The sequence below is a fragment of the Saccharopolyspora indica genome (assembly GCF_027853965.1).
Classification (GTDB): Bacteria; Actinomycetota; Actinomycetes; order Mycobacteriales; family Pseudonocardiaceae; genus Saccharopolyspora; species Saccharopolyspora indica.
This window is the reverse complement of sequence record NZ_JAQGLB010000003.1, coordinates 237,214-257,148: the sequence shown is the minus strand read 5'-3', so window position 1 is coordinate 257,148 and position 19,935 is coordinate 237,214. Positions and strand designations below refer to the sequence as shown.

The 19,935-nt window shown below is 71.2% G+C and carries 19 protein-coding genes; 16 read left to right on the top strand and 3 right to left on the bottom strand.

Annotated elements, in window-relative coordinates; translation table 11 throughout:
- Window positions 1–318 precede the first annotated feature (318 nt).
- From OU416_RS08565 to OU416_RS08490, 16 genes are all read left to right on the top strand, one after another.
- The gene (locus OU416_RS08565; protein WP_270926316.1) at window positions 319–1,866 is read left to right on the top strand and encodes a coproporphyrinogen-III oxidase family protein; all 1,548 of its coding nucleotides are present in this window, start codon (window positions 319–321) and stop codon (window positions 1,864–1,866) included.
- Window positions 1,863–3,053, top strand: coding sequence for a valine--pyruvate transaminase (locus OU416_RS08560; protein WP_270926315.1), 1,191 nt, complete (start codon window positions 1,863–1,865; stop codon window positions 3,051–3,053). The genes OU416_RS08565 and OU416_RS08560 overlap by 4 nt, the downstream gene beginning before the upstream one ends.
- On the top strand, window positions 3,040–4,719 hold the full coding sequence (locus OU416_RS08555; RefSeq protein WP_270926314.1) for a thiamine pyrophosphate-binding protein: 1,680 nt from the start codon (window positions 3,040–3,042) through the stop codon (window positions 4,717–4,719). The genes OU416_RS08560 and OU416_RS08555 overlap by 14 nt, the downstream gene beginning before the upstream one ends.
- Window positions 4,716–5,357 (top strand): SRPBCC family protein, encoded by a 642-nt coding sequence (locus OU416_RS08550; RefSeq protein ID WP_270926313.1) that lies wholly within the window; start codon window positions 4,716–4,718, stop codon window positions 5,355–5,357. Before OU416_RS08555 ends, OU416_RS08550 begins: the two co-directional genes overlap by 4 nt.
- The gene (locus tag OU416_RS08545) at window positions 5,354–6,364 is read left to right on the top strand and encodes a 3-oxoacyl-ACP synthase III family protein (RefSeq protein ID WP_270926312.1); all 1,011 of its coding nucleotides are present in this window, start codon (window positions 5,354–5,356) and stop codon (window positions 6,362–6,364) included. Before OU416_RS08550 ends, OU416_RS08545 begins: the two co-directional genes overlap by 4 nt.
- A 145-nt stretch (window positions 6,365–6,509) precedes the next feature.
- Window positions 6,510–6,755, top strand: a complete 246-nt coding sequence (locus OU416_RS08540; protein WP_270926311.1) for an acyl carrier protein — start codon at window positions 6,510–6,512, stop codon at window positions 6,753–6,755.
- Window positions 6,756–6,763: 8 nt separating this feature from the next.
- Complete coding sequence (locus OU416_RS08535; protein ID WP_270926310.1) at window positions 6,764–7,015, top strand: phosphopantetheine-binding protein; 252 nt, start codon at window positions 6,764–6,766, stop codon at window positions 7,013–7,015.
- Between the two features lie 64 nt (window positions 7,016–7,079).
- Entirely contained in the window at window positions 7,080–8,315 is a 1,236-nt protein-coding gene (locus OU416_RS08530) for a hydroxymethylglutaryl-CoA synthase family protein (RefSeq protein WP_270926309.1), read from the top strand.
- Entirely contained in the window at window positions 8,303–9,046 is a 744-nt protein-coding gene (locus tag OU416_RS08525) for an enoyl-CoA hydratase/isomerase family protein (RefSeq protein ID WP_270926308.1), read from the top strand. Before OU416_RS08530 ends, OU416_RS08525 begins: the two co-directional genes overlap by 13 nt.
- 133 nt (window positions 9,047–9,179) lie before the next feature.
- On the top strand, window positions 9,180–9,929 hold the full coding sequence (locus tag OU416_RS08520; protein ID WP_270926307.1) for a polyketide synthase: 750 nt from the start codon (window positions 9,180–9,182) through the stop codon (window positions 9,927–9,929).
- Window positions 9,926–11,638 (top strand): beta-ketoacyl [acyl carrier protein] synthase domain-containing protein, encoded by a 1,713-nt coding sequence (locus OU416_RS08515; RefSeq protein ID WP_270926306.1) that lies wholly within the window; start codon window positions 9,926–9,928, stop codon window positions 11,636–11,638. The genes OU416_RS08520 and OU416_RS08515 overlap by 4 nt, the downstream gene beginning before the upstream one ends.
- Entirely contained in the window at window positions 11,635–12,849 is a 1,215-nt protein-coding gene (locus OU416_RS08510) for a beta-ketoacyl synthase N-terminal-like domain-containing protein (protein ID WP_270926305.1), read from the top strand. Before OU416_RS08515 ends, OU416_RS08510 begins: the two co-directional genes overlap by 4 nt.
- A 33-nt stretch (window positions 12,850–12,882) precedes the next feature.
- Window positions 12,883–13,392, top strand: coding sequence for a quercetin 2,3-dioxygenase (locus tag OU416_RS08505; protein ID WP_270926304.1), 510 nt, complete (start codon window positions 12,883–12,885; stop codon window positions 13,390–13,392).
- A gap of 133 nt (window positions 13,393–13,525) precedes the next feature.
- Window positions 13,526–13,894 carry a BlaI/MecI/CopY family transcriptional regulator gene (locus OU416_RS08500; protein WP_270926303.1) on the top strand — a complete coding sequence of 123 codons (369 nt, stop codon included), beginning with the start codon at window positions 13,526–13,528 and terminating at the stop codon, window positions 13,892–13,894.
- A complete protein-coding gene (locus OU416_RS08495) occupies window positions 13,891–14,832 on the top strand; it encodes a M56 family metallopeptidase (RefSeq protein ID WP_270926302.1) in 942 nt (313 codons plus the stop codon). Before OU416_RS08500 ends, OU416_RS08495 begins: the two co-directional genes overlap by 4 nt.
- Before the next feature lie 60 nt (window positions 14,833–14,892).
- Window positions 14,893–15,546, top strand: a complete 654-nt coding sequence (locus OU416_RS08490) for a TlpA family protein disulfide reductase (protein WP_270926301.1) — start codon at window positions 14,893–14,895, stop codon at window positions 15,544–15,546.
- A gap of 3 nt (window positions 15,547–15,549) precedes the next feature.
- Here OU416_RS08490 and OU416_RS08485 read toward each other — a convergent pair whose 3' ends face one another.
- The 3 genes from OU416_RS08485 to OU416_RS08475 all read right to left on the bottom strand — a co-directional run bounded on the left by OU416_RS08485 (window position 15,550) and on the right by OU416_RS08475 (window position 19,700).
- Window positions 15,550–18,018 (bottom strand): MFS transporter, encoded by a 2,469-nt coding sequence (locus OU416_RS08485; protein WP_270926300.1) that lies wholly within the window; start codon window positions 18,016–18,018, stop codon window positions 15,550–15,552.
- Complete coding sequence (sbnA, locus tag OU416_RS08480) at window positions 18,015–18,980, bottom strand: 2,3-diaminopropionate biosynthesis protein SbnA (protein ID WP_270926299.1); 966 nt, start codon at window positions 18,978–18,980, stop codon at window positions 18,015–18,017. Before sbnA ends, OU416_RS08485 begins: the two co-directional genes overlap by 4 nt.
- Window positions 18,981–19,229: 249 nt before the next feature.
- The gene (locus OU416_RS08475) at window positions 19,230–19,700 is read right to left on the bottom strand and encodes a hypothetical protein (protein WP_270926298.1); all 471 of its coding nucleotides are present in this window, start codon (window positions 19,698–19,700) and stop codon (window positions 19,230–19,232) included.
- Between the last annotated feature and the right edge of the window lie 235 nt (window positions 19,701–19,935).

Genomic DNA, 19,935 nt, shown 5'->3' with positions numbered 1-19,935 from the left:
TGTGTCAGCCTTTGTCCGGGTTTCTGGGGGTTTCGCGTCCTGAGTGGATAATTTCGGATTCGTACTGCTGGATGGTTCAGGATGGATTAGTCCGTTTGGTCGATGCGGTGACGTGGCGCGGTGCTACTGCGAAGGGTGGTGGCGTGCGTCACTGCGATTGTTGAAATGCGTACTGGTAATAGTGTGAAACGCAGTGCGCGCACAGCAGCAATGCGGATTCCAGTTCCGCAGAAGCGTCAAGTCGTGGTTTAGCCGTTCTTGGCGTTCGGGAGTTGACACGCAGACAGGCCTGGGCGACCTGGCCGGAGGAGAGACCGAGTGCGGGAACCGAATCAGCCGAGCGCTCCGGGTGCGCGCGGCGACCGAATGCTGCCCAGCTTCGCCGAGGCGGTGGAGTACGCCGACCAGCAGGTGCGCGCGATCGCTCTGGACGATCTGCGCGCCGCGGGCGTGTACCGCACGCCCCTGGAGTACTACCTCGTCGGCACCTACCCGCCGCTGAAGTTCCTGCACGACATCGATGAGCACGAGGTGTTCCGGGACGTCACCAGCTCCCAGAACGTCTACCTGCACATCCCGTTCTGCGAGCAGTACTGCACGTTCTGCCACTTCTACAAGGAGATCAACGCCGCCGACTCCTGGGTGGAGCGCTACGTGGGGGCGTTGCTGGACGACATCTCCGCTGTGCAGCAGCGGGTTTCGGCCGAATCGCCGGAGGGGCTGAACGCCTCGTCGATCTACTTCGGCGGCGGCACGCCCTCCTACCTGAAGGCGCCCCAGATCACCCGGCTGTTCGAGCACCTGTGGAAGAACGTCCGGACCCGGCCGGAAACCGAGATCACCTTCGAGCTGCACCCCGGGGTGGTGCGCCAGCCCGACTACGAGGACCGGCTGGACGCCATCGCCGCAGGCGGGGTCAACCGCTGGGTCTTCGGCATCCAGTCGATGAACGAGGACGTGCTGACCAAGCTCAACCGCGGGCACGGCCGGGCCGAGGTCTACCGGTTGCTGGAGCTGCTGGACCAGCGCGACATCCGCAACCTCAACGTCGACCTGATCTTCGGGCTGCCGCTGCAGGACCTGCGCAACTGGTACGACACGATCATCGAGCTGATGGACGCCGGCATCGAGAAGTTCAACATCTTCCCGCTGATGTTCAAGCGGTCCGACCCGATCACCCGCCAGTACATGCGCAACCCGGAGCTGTTCCCGGACGCGACGGACCGGCTGCGCATGCACTACATGGCCGAGCACGTGCTCAACGCGGCCGGATTCGTGCGCGGGCCGGTCTTCTACTACGCCAAGGGCAAGGTGCACTCCCAGCAGCAGCAGAACAAGTTCGACTCCATCGAGGAGGACAACCTGGTCGGGGTCGGGGTCAGCAGCTTCGGCTACATCGGCGGCACGCAGTACTACAACGTGTGCGACAACCAGCAGTACGTGGACGCCATCGACGCGGGCAAGGCGCCGGTGTGGCGGGGTCACACGCTGCCCGACGAGGAGCGGGTGCGCCGCGCGATCATGTTCGGCATCCGGTCCGGCGGCGTGGACTTCGACGTGCTGAAGCAGCGCTACGGCATCGACGCGGGGGAGCTGTTCGCGCCTGAGGTCGGCAGGCTGCGCGACCTCGGACTGGTCACGGTGGACGGTGCGCGGATGAACCTGACGGATCTGGGCTGCACCTTCGTCGACGGCATCGGCTACCTGTTCGCCAGCGACGAGGTCACCTCGCACGTCGCCGGGGCCAACGAGCTGATCGTCTCGCCCTCGCAGGACCCGGTGGACCGCTACGACTACTCGCCGATCGGCCGGCTGGACCTGCCGGGCGGGATCGCGGACCGCTACCGGGACGGGGCCCGTTCATGACCGCGGTCAGCGCGCCGCCGATCGAGAAGTGGCAGGACGTCGTCCCGTACCTGCTGGCCGTCGACCAGGGCTGGCACAACCTGGCGACCGGCATGCCGCTGGAACTGCCCGCGATCTCCGACGCCGTGCGCGAGGCCTTCCGCGCCGCCGTAGCGGATCCCAGCTTCACCAGCCGCGTCACCCGGTACCACGGGGTGCACGGTGACGCGGAGCTGCGCGAGCAGCTCGCGGCTCGCTACGCCGAGCGGTTCTCGCTGCCGGTGTCGGGTGCGAACGTGCTGATCACGCCTGGTGCGCAGGCCGCTTTCCACTACATCTCGGAGCTGATGGCCGACCGGGGCCGCAAGGTCGTGCTGTTCGGGCCGGAGTACCCCGGGTACCTGACGCACCGCGACGTCGCCTACGACATGGTGCCCGCCGAGGTCGTGCGCGAGGGCGACGACGAGTTCCGCTACGTCCCGCCCCGCGGAGCTCTCAGCAGCGATGTCGGTGCGGTCGTGGTCTCGCGGCCCAGCAACCCCGCCGGGAACGTGATCTCCGACGAGGCGCTGGCCGAACTGGCCCGGGAGTGCGCCGAGATCGGTGCGCTGCTGGTGGTCGACAACGCTTACGCCCCGGTGGTTCCCGGCCTGGCCTTCCGGGAACTCGGCATGCCCTGGGCGGACAACGTGGTCCTGGTCCAGAGCTTCTCGAAGGCGGCGCTGGCCGGTGAGCGGCTGGGGTTCGTGATCGCCCCGGAACCGCTGATCGAGCTGTTCGGCGGGTTCCAGGCGCAGGTCGCCACGTTCCCGCCGCAGCTGGTTCAGCTGGCCGTGCTGATCCTGCTGCGCGACGACCGGTACCTCGACCTGTGCCACCGCGAACTGCGCGAGAGCTACCGGCAGCGCCACCAGCTCATCCGGGAAGTCCTGGACGAGCGGCTGCGGGTGCCGTTCTGGCTGCACGCCTCCGACGGCGGCCAGTTCCGCTGGCTGCACCTGCCGGAGCTCAAGACGTCCACTTCGGAGCTGTTCCACGAGCTCAAGGACCGCGGCGTGCTCATCGCCCCGTCCGCCCCGTTCTACCTGCCGCACCTGCACGGCGAGCCGCACGCGCGCCGGTCGATGCGCATCGGGGTGACCGCGACGCACGCCGAGATCGAGCACGGGCTGGGGATCCTCGCGGAGGTGGTCAATGCCGGACGCTGAGCGCAAGCGGGTCGTGGACCGCATCGTCGACCACCTCGACTCCGCTGGTGTGCGGCACGTCTTCGGCGTGCACGGGGCCAACGTCGAAGACATCTACGACGCGATCACCCGCGGCTCCGGGCGCGTGGCCGGGATCGTCGGCAAGCACGAGTTCTCCGCCGGTGCGATGGCCGAGGGCTACCACCGGGCGAGCAACCGCCTCGCCGTGGTCGCGGCGACTTCCGGTGGAGGGGCGCTCAACCTCGTTCCGGCGCTCGGCGAGGCCTACGCCTCCGGGGTCCCGTTGCTCGCGCTGATCGGACAGCCGCCGACCTCGCTGGAAGGCCGCGGTGCGTTCCAGGACCAGAGCGGGCTCAACGAATCGCTGAACGGCCCGGCGCTGTTCGCCGCGGTGTCGCGGTTCTGCGCCCGGGTGGAGAAACCGGACGAGATCGCCGATCTGCTGCCGCGCGCGATGCACGCCGCCGAGCGCGAGCGGGGGCCCGCGGTCCTGCTGATCCCGAAGGACGTCCAGCAGGCGTCGACCGAGCTGGAACCGGTGGACCTCCCGGTCGAGGACGAGGAGCCCGGCGAACTCGACGAGCGGGTGCTGCGGGCGCTGGAAGCCGCTCGAAGCGGCGGGCCGACGTTGATCGTGGCCGGTTCGGGCGTGGTGCGCGCGGACGCGCGCGCGGAGCTGGCGAGCTTGGCGGCGGGCCTCGGTGCGTGGGTGGCGGTGGAGCCGGACGCCAAGGACGTCTTCGACAACCACGACCCGCGGTTCGTCGGGGTGGCCGGCGCGAACGGGCATCCCAGCGTGCGGCGTTGCCTGGATCGCGCGCGGACCCTCGTCCTGGTGGGCACGCGGTTCCCGCAAGTGGCGCGGGCGGGGCTGGAAGCTTCGCTGGCGGGCAAGGAGATCGTCTGCTTCGACCGGCAGGCTCCCCACGTCGGCGACGAGGTGCTGCTCGAAACCGGTGAGTTGCGCGCCCGCCTGCGGTCGGCCGCGCAGCAGCTGCTCGGGCAGCCTCCGGCGACACCGCCGCACGACGGGCTGGACTTCCTGCCGCACGAGCGGACCGAAGGCGACCGGATCGCGCTGCGCGAGGTCGTCGGGACGATCGCGGAGGCGGTGCCCGACGACGCGGTCGTGGTCTCCGACGCGGGCAACACCGGGTGCGGCGTGCTGCACTTCCTCCCGGCGCCCGCCCGCGGCCGCTACCTGCTCGCGCTGGGCATGGGCGGCATGGGCTTCAGCTTCGGTGCCGGGATCGGCGCGGCGTTCGCCACCGGGCGGCGCACCTTCGTGCTGGCCGGTGACGGCTCGTTCTACATGCACGGCATGGAGGTGCACACCGCGGTCGAGCACGACCTGCCCGTCACCTTCGTGATCTTCAACAACAACTCGCACGCGGCCTGCAAGTCGCGCGAAGAGCTGTTCTACGACGCCGAGCACACCTACAACGCCTTCCGGGGCAGCGACATCGGCGCGGGGGTCGCCGCGATGTTCCCGTCCATCCGGGCGCGGACCGTCCGGACTCTCGACGAGCTGCGCTCTTTCCTGGCCGCGAGCGACAGCACCACCGGTCCGTCGCTGGTGTCGATCGAGATGCGCCCCGACGAGATGCCGCCCTACCTGCCGTTCGTGCCGACCGATGATTCGACCGAGAGGACATCGCCGAAGTGAGGGTTTCCGACGAAGAACTGGCCGAGATCCCAGGGCTGGCCCGCTGCGAGACCCGGTCCATGGCCGAGATCGTCGACCAGGCCATGAAGGCCACCAAGGACACCTACCCGCACGAGGAGGTGTACGGGGACTACTGCACCCTGCACACCTACATCGACTGCCCGCCCCGCGACGTGTTCGACTACCTGGCCGACGTGCACAGCCAGGAGGAGTACACCTTCAGCGTGCGCGGCCTGCAGCCGGTCGACGACACCGGGCTGCACGTGGGCTGGGACCGGGTGGACGAGATGACCCGGATCTTCCTGCGCATCGAGTCCAACCCGGAAGCGATGACCATCGACTACCACGCCGCCTGGGACCAGGGCGAGGACCTGTGGATGATCTACCTCTTCCGCGTCCTGCCCGCCGAGCTGGTGCTCAAGAAGCCGGGTTCGGTGGTGATGATGACCAACTGCCACCACCCGTACTACACCGAGAACCCGTACCCGGAGAAGTCGCCCGGCCCGGACCGGCGGTGGGTGGGCGAGCTGTGGCCGTACTTCAACGCCGGCCACCGCATCGAGATGGACAACACCAAGGCCATCCTCGAACACCGGCACCGCAACGGGATCCCGATCGTCCCGGGGGTCGCGCGGTGAAGCCGGTCAGCCTGATCGACGTCGCCAGCTACCAGCCGCCGAACAAGGTCGGTCGCGAGTACTTCGAGCAGTACGCGCGGCCGGACGACCCGCTGCTGCGCAACCCGATGTTCCGGTCCCCGGAGTTCCGGCGGTACGCCTCGCGGGAGCAGACCGGGGCCGACCTCATCGAGCAGGCCGCGCACGCGCTGGCGGAGCGGCACGGCACCGACGTGCTCCGCGAGGTAGACGTCGTGATCACCTACAACGCCCTCCCGGACGTGCCGTTCCTGGGCTCCGGCGCTGAGGTGGCCCGGCGGATCGGGGCGACACCGGAGTCTATTGTGGACCTCCACAACGGACACTGCGTGGTGTTCCCGCACATGCTCGACCTGGCGCGCAAGATGCTCCAGGAACCGGGGGTCAGGACGGCGCTGCTGTGCGTGTCGCAGAACGCGGGCAAGATCTTCACCCAGCCCGGCGTGCGGACCTCCGCCCACGCATCGGTGCCGGGCGACGGCGCGGCGGTGGCACTGGTGACGGCGTCGGAGGAATCGCCGATCCTGGCCACGAAGGTGCAGCACCACCCGGAGTTCGCGCCGGACGTCGACATCACCCTCGCCGACGGCCGGTTGTACTGGGAACCGGGCACCTCGGAGATGGACGTCGGGTTCGACAACACCAAGGCGCAGAACGTCATCGAGCGCGGCACCAAGATCGTGCCCGAGGTGGTCCGCGAGGTGCTCGGCCGCACCGGGCACGAGGTGGCCGACGTCGACCTGCTGATCACCAACCAGCCGAACCGGCTGCTGCTGCGGAACTGGTCGCGGGACCTGGGCATCGACCCGGCCAAGCACTTCGACACCTTCGACTCCTACGGGAACCTCTTCGGCGCGGGCGTGCCGGTCAGCCTCGACCACGCGCTGCGGGCCGACCGGATCGCCCCCGGCTCGCTGGTGGTGCTCGCCGGTTTCGCCGGAGCGGGAGAGATGTCGGCGTGCGCCGCGATCAAGTGGCAGAGCGGGTAAGGGATTGATTCCAGGCTCGTTTTGCGTGGCGGTGCAAGTGCCGAGGGTGGGTTAAGCGCTGCGCGCTTGCGACGACCTGCGTCGGCTGGGCGCGTCTAGCGTCGCAATGAAGGAATCAAACGCTAGTGAACACGGGGAGAACCGGATGAGCGGCGAGACCAAGACCTCCGCGGAGAGCACGGCGCTGGCGTTGCTGGCCGAGGTGCTCTACGTGGAGGTGAGCAAGATCGATGTGACGGCGGGCTTCACCGAGCTGGGCCTGGACTCCATCCTCGCGGTGGAGTACGTCGCGATGATCAAGTCGGAGCTCGGCGTCGCCGAGACCGTCGAAGCTCTCTACGAGCACGGCACGCCCGAGGCGTTCATCAAGCACGTCGCCGCGAACGCGTAGGGGCCATCGTGCTGACCAGGGAAGACGTCTTCGCGGTGGTGCGCGGGAACATCCTGTCGGTGCGCTCGGACATCGACCCGGCCGAGATCCGCGAGGACCGCAGCATGACCGACCTGGGCTGCGACTCGCTGGACCGGATGGACGTGGTCGTCGGATCGCTCGACGAGATCGGGCTGGAGCTGCGGGCGGAGACCTTCGCCGGGGTGCAGGACATCGCCGGGCTGGTCGACGTGCTGCTGGCCAGCGCCAACGAACGGTGACCGGGCAGGCCGCCTCGTGCGGGCGAGGCGGCCTGCCCGGGAGGAGAGCACAGGGATGGGGCGGATGAACGTCGGAAGCGCGCATCGGGTGGGCATCGACGCAGTGGGTGCGTACTGCGGCAGCGCCTACCTGGAGACCGAGGACCTGTTCGCCGCTCGCGGTCTCGACGCGGCGCGGCTCGGCAACCTGGGGTTGCGCCGCAAGAGCGTGGCCGCCCCGGGCGAGGACATCGTGGCGATGGCGGCCACCGCGGCCCGGCCGGTCGTCGACGCGCTCACCGACGCCGAGCGCCGGAGCATCCGGACGCTGGTGGTGGCCACCGAGTCGCCGCTGGACCTGTCGAAGGCGGCGAGCACGCACGTGCACCGCCTGCTCGGCCTGCCGCGGCAATGCCGGTTGTTCGAGGTCAAGCAGGCCTGCCACGGCGGTGTCGCGGCCTTGCAGCTGGCGGCGTCGGTGGTGGCCGCGGAGCCGGGCAGCCGGGCGCTGGTGATCGCCTCGGACACACCGGTGCCGACCCGGGGCTCGTACATGGAGCCCGCGCAGGGGGCCGCGGCGGTGGCGGTGCTGGTCGGGGAGGATCCCCGGATCGTCGCGCTGGAGCTGGGCACGTCCGGTTGCTACGGCTACGAGACGCCGGACTTCTTCCGCCCGGCACCGGACGTCGACGTGATGGACACCGACCTGTCCCTGATGGCCTACCTGGACTGCCTGCTGGGCGCGTTCGCCGACCACGCCGAGCGCAAGCCGGGGGTGGACTTCGTCGGGTCCTACGACCTGCTGGCGATGCACACCCCGTTCCCGGGGATGGTCCGCGGCGCGCACCGCACCGGCGTGCGCAAGCTGTCCGATCTGGGCCCGGGCGGCGTGCAGGAGGACTTCGCGCGCCGGGTGGCGCCGTCGCTGCGGTTCCCCGAGCAGGTCGGCAACATCTACTCCGGTACCACGCTGCTGGCGCTGATCAGCGCGATCGCCGCGGCGCCGACCGATGAGCGGCTGTCGGTGGGTGTGTTCAGCTACGGATCCGGTTGCGCTTCGGAGTTCCTCGCCGGCGAAGTGGTGCCCGGAGCGCGGCAGCTGATCGCCGAAACCGGGCTGGAGCGCGAACTCGCCGCACGCACCAGGTTGACCGTCGACGCCTACGACGCGGCCGTGGACCGGGCGCAGGCCGTGGGATTCGGCGCCGAGCACGGCGAGGTAGACGGTGCGGAGCTGGCGAGCTGGGGAACCGGTGAGCGTCCGCGAGCGGTGCTGGCCTCGATCGCCGACTACCGCAGGGAATACCGATGGCTCCGGTGAACGTGCAGATCAGCGGTGCCTGCGCGCGAGTGCGGTTGTGCCGTCCGGAAGCGGGCAACGCGTTGCGCGGCGACGTGGTGGGCGAACTCCTCGACGGCCTGCGCGCCGCGGAGCGGACACCCGGCTGCCGGGCGGTCGTCCTGGACTCCGATGGCGACTTCTGCACCGGCATCGATCTGTCCGTGGTGGACTCTGAGGGAGCCTGGACCGCCGCGGACGGCAAGGCGTTGTGGGAACTGCTGTCCGGCCTGGCGAACAGCCCGCTGGTGACCGTCGCGGTGGTGACCGGTCGTGCGACGGGCGGTGGGGTCGGGCTGGCGAGCAGCTGCGACTTCGTGCTTGCCGGGCGCAACGCGCGCTTCCGCCTCACCGAACTGCTGCTCGGCCTGGTACCGGTGCTGATCACCCCGTTCGTGTCGGCCCGGATCGGAACCCGGGAGGTGTTCCGCAGAGCGGTCCTGGCCGAGGAGCTCGACGTGGCCGAGGCCCGCGCGCTCGGCCTGGTCGACGAAGTGGCGGAACAGCCGGAGGAGGCAGTGCGACGGATCCTGCGCGCGCTGCGGCGCATGCCGAGACCTGACGCGATCGGTGATCTGAAGTCCTGCCACCGGATTCTCGATCCGCTGCCGGAGAACTACGCCGAGCACGCGCACCGCGTGTTCGAGCGAGCGGCCGCCGATCCGGGAGTGCGCGCCCGGTTGCGGCGGCTGCGCGAGGAGGGGTTGCTGTGAGCCACCCTCTGTCAGCCCCAGCCCTCCTCAACCGCGGCTCAGGGGACCGTGACGCGAACCAGCCACAAGAAGCCGCGAAACGGGAGATTGAGCTGGACGCAACCACCACTGTGAATCGCGGAGAGGCGGACCTGTGAGCGATCTCGTGACGGTCGAGACCGACGGGCGCGTCGCGGTGGTCACGGTGGCCGACTCCGACGGCGGCAACGCGATCTCAGCCGCCCTGGTCGAGGCCGTTCCGGCCGCGCTGGCAGCGGCGGCGGCCGACCCCGCGGTGCACGTGATCGTCGCCGCGGGCCTGCCCACCGTCTTCGCCGCCGGGGCCAGCCGGGAGTACCTGCTGACCGACGAGCGCGCCGACGTCGAACCGTTCGTCCGCGCCTTCCCGCACTGCCCGCTGCCGGTGGTGGCGGCGATGCAGGGCCACGCCATCGGCGGCGGGCTCAGCTTCGGCCTGTACGCCGACGTCCCGGTGCTCTCCGAGCGCTCCCGCTACGCGGCGAACTTCCTGAACTACGGCCTGGTTCCGGAGTACGGCACGACCTGGCTGCTGCCGAGCCGCCTCGGGCACACCCTCGGAACCGAGATGCTGCTGACCGGCCGCGGCTACCCGGGCGCCGAGCTCCGCGCCCGCTCGGCACCGGTGAAGGTGGTGCCGCACGAGTCGGTGTTCGACACCGCGCTCGAGCTGGCCCGCGGCATGGCGCGGGCGCCGCGATACGCGTTGGAGCTGCTCAAAGGCCAGTTCGCCGAGCGGGCCCTGGCCGAGGGCGATGCCGCGATCGCGATCGAGGCCGGCCGCCACGAACAGGCCTGGGGTTCCGCCGACTTCCGGCGACTGGTCGAGCAGCGGTACGGACGAGCAGAGGAGATAGCCCGGTGACCGAGAACGCGCAGCTGGCCCCGTTGGCGATCGTGGGGATGTCCTGCCGGGTGCCCGGTGGCGACGACGTCGACGAGTTCTGGGAAACGCTGCTGACCGGCCGCCCCATGATGGGTCCGGTCCCCGCCGAGCGCCTCGTCGGCTACGACGCCGAGGTCGCCGGGGAAGGCGGGCTGACCGCCGCTCTGGTGTCCGATGTGGATACCTTCGACGCGGAGTTCTTCGACGTGGTCGGGCGGATGGCGGTGTGGATGGACCCGCAGCAGCGGCTGCTGCTGGAGACCACCTGGCGAGCGCTGGAGTCGGCGGGCATAGCGCCGAGCAGCCTGCGCGGCCAGGAGGTCGGGGTGTTCGTCGGTTCGTCCACCAGCGACTTCCGGGACGGGATGATCAGCACCGGCGTGCTGGACCGCTACTCGCTGACCGGCAGCATCGCCGCCTACCTGTCGAACCGGGTCTCGAACTTCTTCGACCTGCGCGGACCCAGCATCACGGTCGACACCGCCTGCTCCAGCGGCCTGAGCGCGCTGGCGCTGGCGGCCTCCGGCCTGCGAGCGGGCGACTTCGACACCGCCATCGTCGGCGGCTCCAACGTCTACGCCTCGGGCTGGCTCACCGGAGCGCTGGCGCACATGGGCGCGCTGTCGCCGTCGGGAACCTGCCGCCCGTTCTCCGACGACGCCAACGGGTACGTGCGCGGGGAGGGCGTGCTGTGCTTCGTGGTCAAGCGGCTCGACGACGCGCTGGAGGCCGGTGACCCGGTGCTGGCGATCATCCGCGGCGCCGCGGCCAACCACGACGGCCGGGCCGGCGGGCTGGTCAAGACCGACAGCGGTTCGCAGGCCCGGTTGCTGCGCCGCGCGCTCGCGCAGGGCGACGTGGACCCGGCATCGCTGGGCTACCTCGAAGCGCACGCCCCCGGGACGAAGCTGGACGTCGAGGAGCTCAACGGCCTGCGCGAGCTGGCCCGCGCGGACGGACCGGTGCGCTTCGCCGGTCCCGGCGAGCGGCTGTGGATCGGGACGGTGAAGGCCGTCATCGGCCACCTGGAAGGAGCCGCGGGCACGGCGAGCCTGGCCAAGGCGGTGCTGGTCCTGCGGAACGGCGCGATCCCCACCGGCGCCGGAATCCTCGCCATGGACGGGAACCTGGAGGTCCACGACCACCCGGACGAGGTGGCGCTCGGCAGCGTGCCGTGGTCGCCGGGGGATGCTCCTCGGCGGTTGGGCGTCAGTTCTTTCGGCATCGGCGGCTCGAACGCCCACGTGGTGCTGGAGGAGCCGCCTGCGGTGGACTCGCCGGACGGTTCCTGGGACGGAACGTCGATGGTGTTCCCGATCAGCGGCACCGACGACGAGGCGCTGCGCCGGGTAGCCGCGGGGCTCGCCGGTTTCGTCGCCGGGCCGAGTGCTCCGGAACCGGCCGCCACCGCCTGGACGCTGCAAACCGGCCGCGACCACCTGGCCGCGCGTGCAGTGGTCCGAGCGAGCACGAACGAGGAGCTGCGCGCCGGGCTGGTGCGGATCGCCGAAGGCGTTGAAGCACCGGCGGAAACCGACCCGCGCGTCCAGGAATGGCTGGGCGGTGCGGAGATCGACTGGCCGGAGCTGTGGCAGCGGGCGCCGCACCGCCGAGTCCGCTTGCCCGGCTACCCGTTCCGCCGCACGCCCTACGGAATCGCACCGAAGACCCGCAGGGCCGCCCGATGACGCGCGAGGTCCTGATCACCGGCGCGAGCGTGCTCAACTCCATCGCCGAGGACCTCGACGGTTTCACCGGTGCCCTGCGCGAGGGCCGCAGCGGCGTGCGCGCGGCCGACCTGCCCGCCGAGTCCAGGACGGGAGCCGCCGCGCTGCTCGACGGGTTCTCCGTCGCAGCCTGGGCGCAGCGCCACCTGCCCGACGCGGCGGAGCGGCTCGAACGCGCGACCCGCCGGTCCGCCCTGCCCGGGAAGACCGCCGCGTGCGTCGCCGAGGCAGCGCTGCGTTCGGCCGGGATCGAGGACCGGGAGAACACCGCGCTGATCGTGGCGGGGAACAACCTCGCGCTCGGCTACCACGCCGAGGCGCTGCGCGGATTCCACGACCGACCGGGCAGCTTGCGGCCATCGCACGTCCTCACCCACCTGGACACCGACGTCGTCGGCACGGTCAGCCAGGCGACCGGCGTCGCGGGGGAGGGCTGGACGGCCGGCGCAGCCTCTGCCAGCAGCACTGTCGCCACGATCCTCGGCGCGCGCCTGGTCGCCGCGGGCGAGGTCGACGCCTGCCTGGTGGTGGCCCCGGTGACGGAGCTGTCCGCGGCCGAACTCCGCGCCTTCCGCGACAGCGGCGCGATGGCGGCACCGGATGAGGAGCTGGAGCCGTGGCGGCTCTGCCGCCCGTTCGACGCACAGCGGCGCGGCTTCGTCTACGGCCAAGGCGCGGCCGCGATCGTGCTCGAGAGCCGCGCGCGAGTGCGGCCGATGGCCGCGATCGCGGGCTGGGGCCAGCGCCTCGACGCCCGCCGCGGCACCGATCCGAACCCGGCGGGCCAGGCCGCCGCGCTGCAGGCCGCGCTGGCATCGGCCCGGGTGCGGCCGGACGAGGTCGACTACGTCAACGCCCATGGCACCGGTTCACCGGCCGGCGACACGGCGGAGGCCCACGCCCTCAGCGTGGTCTTCGGCTCCGCACCGCTGATCAACTCCACGAAACCGCTGGTCGGGCACTGCCTGACGGCAGCGGGTCTGCAGGAGCTGATCGCCACCGCGCTGCAACTGCGCGGCGGATTCGTCCACGCCAACCCGAACCTGCGCGAACCCGTCGACGAAACCCTGTCCCTAGTGGGGCCGACCGCCAGGACGGCACCGATCCGGCTGGCGGTGTCCCACAGCGTCGCCTTCAGCGGGATCAACGCCGCGATCGTCCTGCACAGCTGACCAGAACAACGCACGTCACACCATGGAGGTCGAGTGACCAGCAACGAGGCGGAGCCCCGGAAGGGCCTGCTGCACGTGCCAGCCGACGAGGGCGAGTCGGTCTGGATCGGCGCGGACATCTACACGATGAAGGCGACCGGGGAGAACACCGGAGGTTCCCTGAGCCTGATGGAGGTCTCGGTCCCGCCCGGGGACGGCCCACCCCCGCATATCCACTCCAACGAGGACGAAGGGATCTACGTCCTGGCCGGTGACCTGGAGTTCTTCTCCGGCGACCAGACCTTCAAAGCAGGCCCTGGAGACTTCATCTTCATCCCCAGGGGAACGGTCCACAGCCTCCGCAACATCGGCGTCCACCCGGGCAAGACCCTGACGATGTACACCCCGGGAGGCATGGACCGCTACTTCGCGGGAGTCGGTGACCAGGCCCGCCCAGGAGTCCCGCCGCAACCGATGTCCGAAGAACAACTCCACCGGGCGATGACCCTGGCCCCTGAGCACGGCCTCGAGGTCCAACTGCCCCCACCGGGCGAACCGGCCTGACCCGGAGCGAGGGCGCACCGAGAAGGCGGTGCGCCCTCGCTGACCACCCGACCCGGACTTCACCAGCGTCACCTCCTGAACACGCCGACCACACCTAGTACTATGAAGCTTCGTGGATCGTGGGAGGTGGCTCGTGCGCGGGTTCGGTGAGCTGGAAGCCGCCATCATGGACCGGATGTGGTCGCGCGGTGCTCCGGCGACCGTCCGGCAGATCGTGGAGGAGCTCCGCGAGGAGCGCGGCCCGGCGTACACGACCGTCATGACCGTGATGGACATCCTGCGCCGGAAGGGATGGCTGGAGCGCGAGCGCGACGGCCGCGCCTACCGGTACGAGCCGACCGTGACGCGCGAGGAGCACGCGGCGCGCTTGATGCGCGAGGCCCTCAGCGACGGGCAGAACACCGAAGCCGTGCTGACGCACTTCATCGAGGGCAGCACGCGTGCGGAAGTGCGGTCCCTGCAGGAGACGTTGCGCAAGCTGGCGGCGAGGGCGAAGTCATGACCCTCGCTGCCTGCCTGGCGTTGAACGGCGCGCTCGGCGCGGTGGTGGCGCCGCGGCTGCTTCGCCGCCTCACGGTGTCGGAAACGGCGCCGCGGTTGGGAATCGCGGTGTGGGCGTTGGCGGTGGCGGGTGTTCTCTCCTCCTGGGTGGCCGCTGCTGCGGTGGCGGTGCTCTCGGCGACGGACTGGTCGGGGCGGATCGCGGATTTCGTCCACAGCTGTCTGACCGCCCTGGGGTCCCTCGGTGGTCAGCACCCGCTGGCCGCCTCATCGGCGGCTGCCCTCGCCGTGCTGTGGCTCGGGTGGTCGCTCTGGCGGGCCGGGCGGCACTGGGTCCGGGCGCATCGGCGAGGAGTGCGCCACGCGCGTGCGCTGCGGTTGGTCGGCTGCGCGGCTCCCGGGTTCGGGCCGGGCGTGGTCGTCGTGGAGACGGCGGACGTCGCCGCGTACTGCGTGGCCGGTCCGCTGCGCACGGTGGCGATCACGCGCGGGGCGCTGGACGCGCTCACGCCGGCCGAGCTCAACGCGGTCCTGGCGCACGAGCACGCGCACCTGGCCGGTCGCCACCACCTCCTGCTGACCGTGTTGGGTGCGATCCGCCGGGCGTTTCCCGGAGTGCGGCTCTTCCGGGCCGCGGAGCGCGAAGTCGGCCGGCTGCTGGAGATGTGCGCCGACGACGTCGCCGTCCGGCGGCAGGGGGCCGGGCCGTTGCTGTCGGCGCTGGCATCGATGACCGGGGGCCCGGTGCCGTCCGGATCGCTCGGCGCGGCAGGGCATTCGGTGCTCTCCAGGGCCGTTCGGCTCGCCGATCCGCCCCCTCGCTCGCGACGCGTCGTCCACCGCGCCGCGCTCGGCGGTACGGCGGCGACGCTGGTGGCGGGTCCCGGAGTCTCGCTGCTCGTCATGGGGCTGGCGGTCTGCTCGGTCCTCTACCTCTAGTCGCCTGACCGGCTAGTACTATCGCGCTTAGTAATTCGCGAGCGGGTGGAGGTGCGCGAGGTGCGTGAGTGGTCGCGTGAGATCGGTTCGACGCTCGTGGTGATCGCGCTCGCGGTCGTCGCGGTGATCGCGCTGTGGCCGCGGGACGACCAGGTCTCCGCTGGTCCCGGAACGCCTCCACCGGCAGGCGCCCGCGGCTCCGTCATGGAGGACGACGCGGCCTTGGCCGACCTGCGTCAGCGCGCCGCGCTGCGGTCCTGCCCGGTGGCGCCGGAGGGAGCCCGGGCGAGCGGCCCCCTCGCCGGGGTCGTCGTACCCTGCCTCGCCGACTCCCGGCCGGTGTCGTTGAGCGATGCCTTCGCCGGACAGGCCGTGCTGCTCAACGCGTGGGCGTCCTGGTGCGTGCCCTGCCGGGAGGAGATGCCCGCCCTGGCGGAGTACGCGGGCCGGGAGGACGCGATCCCGGTCGTGGGCATCAACGTCCAGGACCGCGCCTCCGCCGCCCTCGAGCTGATGGCGGAGCTCGGGGTGCGCTACCCGTCGGTGGTGGACGAGAACGGGCGGCTCCAGGTCGCGCTCAAGGCGCCGCCCGTCCTGCCCGCCAACTACCTGCTCCTGCCGGACGGCTCGGTGCAGCGGATCAGCGACCCGCTCACCTTCAGCACCGCTGACGAGGTCGCGGACGCGGTGCGCAGGCACCTGCCGGTGGGGTGAGCCTCACGGTTCCCACGTGCGGAAGACCAGACCGGGGTGCGGTTTCGGCCCGAACGACGTGGACTTCGGGGGCAACCGGACACCGGCCGCGGCGGTCGCCCGGAGATCGGCCTGGGTCGGCGGCGTGGTCAGCACTGCCAGACCACCGCGCGTGCGGACCTGGCGGATCGCCTCGCGCGCGTTGGCCGTGCAGGAGACGTGCTCCGGCTGCACCCGCCACAGCTCGTTGATCAGCACGGTGTGCAGGACCGTCGAGTGGACGTTCCGAACGGCCGGTGGGCAGCTCTTGAGGACGACGTCCAGCAGCTGTCGATCCGGCGCGCTCGCCAGGAAGGCGCCGGTCGGCGTCACCACGACGAACGCGGGGCCGGTTCGTGCGTGCTGCTTGAGGATCGCGGACCACTGCGGGAGTTCGCCGTGCAGCGACCGGAGGCGGAACGCGCGCGAGGCGGCCTCCAGCGCAGCCCGCGGGTCCGCGCGGGGGAGCACCCGGTGGACCGGCGCCAGCCGCATCGGGGTCTGCGCGACGTCGACCAGGAGTCCGAGGACGTAGTCCCACGGCCCGGGCCCGCTGCCGGTCGCGTAGTACTCCCGGCGGAGCTGCCGCGCCGCGGCGCGCCGGTGGTGACCGTCCGCGATGAAAGCCGCCCGCGCGGCCAGCTCCCCGGTGATGTCGCCCTGCGCCTCGCGGTCGGACATGCGCCACACGCGGTGCAGCCCGCCGTCGTCGGCGAGCACTTCGGACACCGGCGGCAGCGCGGTCGCGCGCTGGAGGTGCTCGCTGGTCCGGCCGTCGCCGGAGAAGCCCAGCAGGATCGGATCCAGGTTCGCGGCCGTTTCGTGCATCAGGTCGGCGATGCCGCGGATCTGCTCCGGGACGGAGTCCTCGTGCGCGAGGAGCTCGCTGTCCAGGTGCACCGCGGCGAGGATTCCGCGCAGCGTGCCGCGGGGCCCGCTCTGCTCGTAGGCGTAGAACGCGGGCTCGCGGTCGCGGACGAGCGTGCCGCTGTGCTGCCAGGCGCGGAAGGTGCGCGCGGCTTCGGCTGCCGGGGCGCGGTCGGTGCGGTCCCACGGCGTTGCGTAGCGGGTGCCGAGACGTCCGAGCTGGTGGGGCGCGATGTGCCAGCCGCGGAACGGGACGGCGGTGACCCCGTTCCGCGCCGGTTCGACGGCGGGAAGTGCCATGGTTTCGTCGACTCCGTCGGTGTGCTGGTCGAAATGCTCCTCCTCGGCCGCCTCGTCGTCGAGGGCCCGCTCCGCCCGTGCCGGACCGGTGGCGAGGAGCGCCCCGAGACCGCACGTCGCAGCCATGGCGAGCACGGCACCGGCGGCGGGCAGGACCCCGGTCACCGGACCGGCCAGCAGCGGACCGATCGACTGGCCGATGAGCAGGTAGCTGTTGGCCGCGCCCACGAACGAGCTCTTCTGCTCGACCGGGGCGTGCTTGCTGAAGTGCAGGAGCAGCGACTGGGCCAGGGCGGCGAAGCAGAACCCCTGGACCAGCCGGAACGGGATGAGCGCGAGCGCGTCGAGCGGCAGGGCGAGGAACGCGGTGCTCGCCCCGCAGCCGAGCGCCGCGATCGCGAAGGAGCGGACCGGGCGCCGGGTGCGATCGTTGTGCTCGCCCCACCAGAACGAGCCGAGCAACGACGCGCCCCACATCACCGAGTGGAGCACGCCGACCCACGAGCTCGCCGCGGTGGGTTCGGTGCCCCGGAGGTGTTCGGCGAAGACCGGGATCAGCCCGTACACGCCGAGGTACGCCGCGACCGCGGCCAAGGCCAGCGAGGTGGCGCCCGGGACCTGGGTCACGGGCGAACGCCGCCGCTCGGAGGTCCGCCCCGCCCGGCGTTCCGGTTCGCGGAGGCCGACGGCGCAGCCGATCGCCAGCAGCGCCGCCGCGGCGGAGATCGCGAGCATGAGCTGGGGCAGGCCACCGCTGCCGACGAACAGCCCGCCCGCGATCGGTCCGACGAGAGCTCCGGCGGCGGTCGCGCTGAAGGACTTGCCGAGCGCGGCGCCGCGCTTCCGGTCCGACCCGGCCGACCCGGCGAACGCCGCCGCGGCCTCCACCACCCCGCCGAGCGTGCCCTGCAGCAGGCGCCCCGCCACCAGCAGCAGCGGGGTGGTGGCGGTGGCCATGACGACCATGGCCACCGCCAAGCCGAGCAGGGCCCGGACGACCATCCACTTGCGGCCGACGCGGTCCCCGAGCCGCCCCCACAGCGGTGTGGCGACGGTCAGGGCCAGGGCCGGGGCGGCGATGGCCACTCCGGCCCAGGTCTGGGTCTGCGCGGTCCCGGTGGTGCCGATCTGCTCCAGGTAGAAGGGCATGATCGGCACCAGCATCATCAGACCGGCCGTGTTGACGAACTGCCCCGCCCACAGCAGCACGAGGTTCCACCGCCCGTCGCCGGAGGTGCGGGCCGGGCCCGGCCGCCCGTGCGTCCGGGCCCGGACGCCGTGCGTCACGACGTCACCGCGGTTTCCGGTTCCCGCCGCTGGGCGGCCACCCAGTCGTCGTCGTAGACGAGGTCGAGGTAGCGCTCCCCGCGGTCCGGCAGGACGGTCACGATGCGCGCCGGTTCGCGCAGCCGGGAGATCAACTGGGCTGTCCCGGCGATGACCGCGCCGGACGAGCCGCCGGCGAAGATCTTCTCGGTGTCCAGCAGCCGTCGGCACCCGGCGGCGGATTCCGCGTCGGCGACGTGCAGCACGTCGTCGATCTCGTCCGGGGCGAGGATCTCGGGCACCCGGCTGGCCCCGAAGCCCGGGATCTGGCGCGGAGCCGGGGGAGCGCCGAAGATGACGGAGCCGACCGCGTCGACGGCGACGACCTTGAGCCGCGGGTTCGCCTGCCGCAGCCGCCGGCCGATGCCCAGGACGGAGCCCGTCGTGGAGACCGCGGCCACCAGGTAGTCGATCGGGCCGTCCACGGCGCGCAGGATCTCCGCCCCGGCGGTCTCGTGGTACGAGCGCCAGTTGAGCTCGTTGGCGTACTGGTTGATCTGCACCGCATCGGGCGTCGAGGCCACGAGCTCCCGGGCCCGGCGGACGCGGGTGTGCAGGTAGCCGCCCGCCTCGTCGGGCTCGGTGACCATCTCCACGTCGGCGCCGAACAGTTCCAGCAACCGGAGATTGGTCGGCGAGGTCTTGGGATCGACCACGGCGGTGAAGGACAGGCCTCGCAGTCCCGCGACCATGGCCAGGGCGACGCCGAGGTTGCCGGAGGTGCTCTCCACCAGCCGCATGCCCGGGCGCAGCGTCCCGTCGGCGAGTCCTCGTTCGACGATGAACCGGGCGGGGCGGTCCTTCATGCTCCCGCCCGGGTTGAGCATCTCCAGTTTGGCGAGCACTTCGGCGTCGGGGAAGCACCGGCTGAGACGGACCACCGGGGTCGAGCCGACGCAATCGATCACCGAGTCGTGGATCACGCGAACCTCCAGGAATCGGGCGCGCTTCAGGGCGCACCGCATGTCGGGAAAGCAAGGAGAGTGCTTGTGCTGATGCGCGCGCGGCGGCGATCGGCGAATGCGGATGTGCGTTCGCCGCCGTGCGGGTGATCGGGTGTGCTCGACGCGGGGAAGCCGCACTTCTGCCGAGGGCGGGGTGAGAGGTGCGGAATCGGCTGCTTCACGCCGGAAAGGCGTTGACGTGGCGATTCGCGACGAGCACGGTGCGAATCAGGTTCGCGAAATTCCCGCGAGTGTCAGGAATGCCGACCCGAAGGGTCTCCACGGTGGGCGTGCCGCCCACGACCGGAGGAGCGCCGACCACGTCGGACGGGAGCGGAGAGCTGCCGCCGCCACAACGGAAACCGCGAGGAGCAGGAGGCTGAGATCGAGTGATCTGTCGGGGAACGAACGTGCGGTGGTGCTGCTGTAGTCCAGTTCGGAGTCGCAAAGAGGGGCTCCGGGGTACGGATGCTCGCTCGGCGCCGTCGAGTCCCGGACGTCTTCGCCGCTCAGGTCGTCCGCGCCGGCCTGGACCGCTTCGTGCGCGTGCGTCGACGTGGCGGTCGGCACCGTCGTCGGGTGGCCGGGGATTCCGTGCGCCGGAAGCAGGCAGAGCGGGATGAGGACGACGCCCAGCAACAGCAGGGGAAGTGTCGACCACTTCTCCTGAAACCGTTGTGGTGCGGTCCCTTTCCTCATGGTGACCACACTAGGGGCGGGTCCGGGAGCTCGCGAACGCGAATGCCGGTGTTCGCGCCGCGGAGGGCGGTCGGGTGGGGGAGCAGATGCATGTGCGCGCCGATGTGAACAGGGGAATCACCGGGTCATGTGAGCTACGAGACAGGTAAGTACTAGGCAGTTTAGTTAACAGGCGTTGGGGGCATTACTTGGGGTGGCGGGTTGGTTGCGCAGCGGAGGCGGTGCGGTGCGCTGG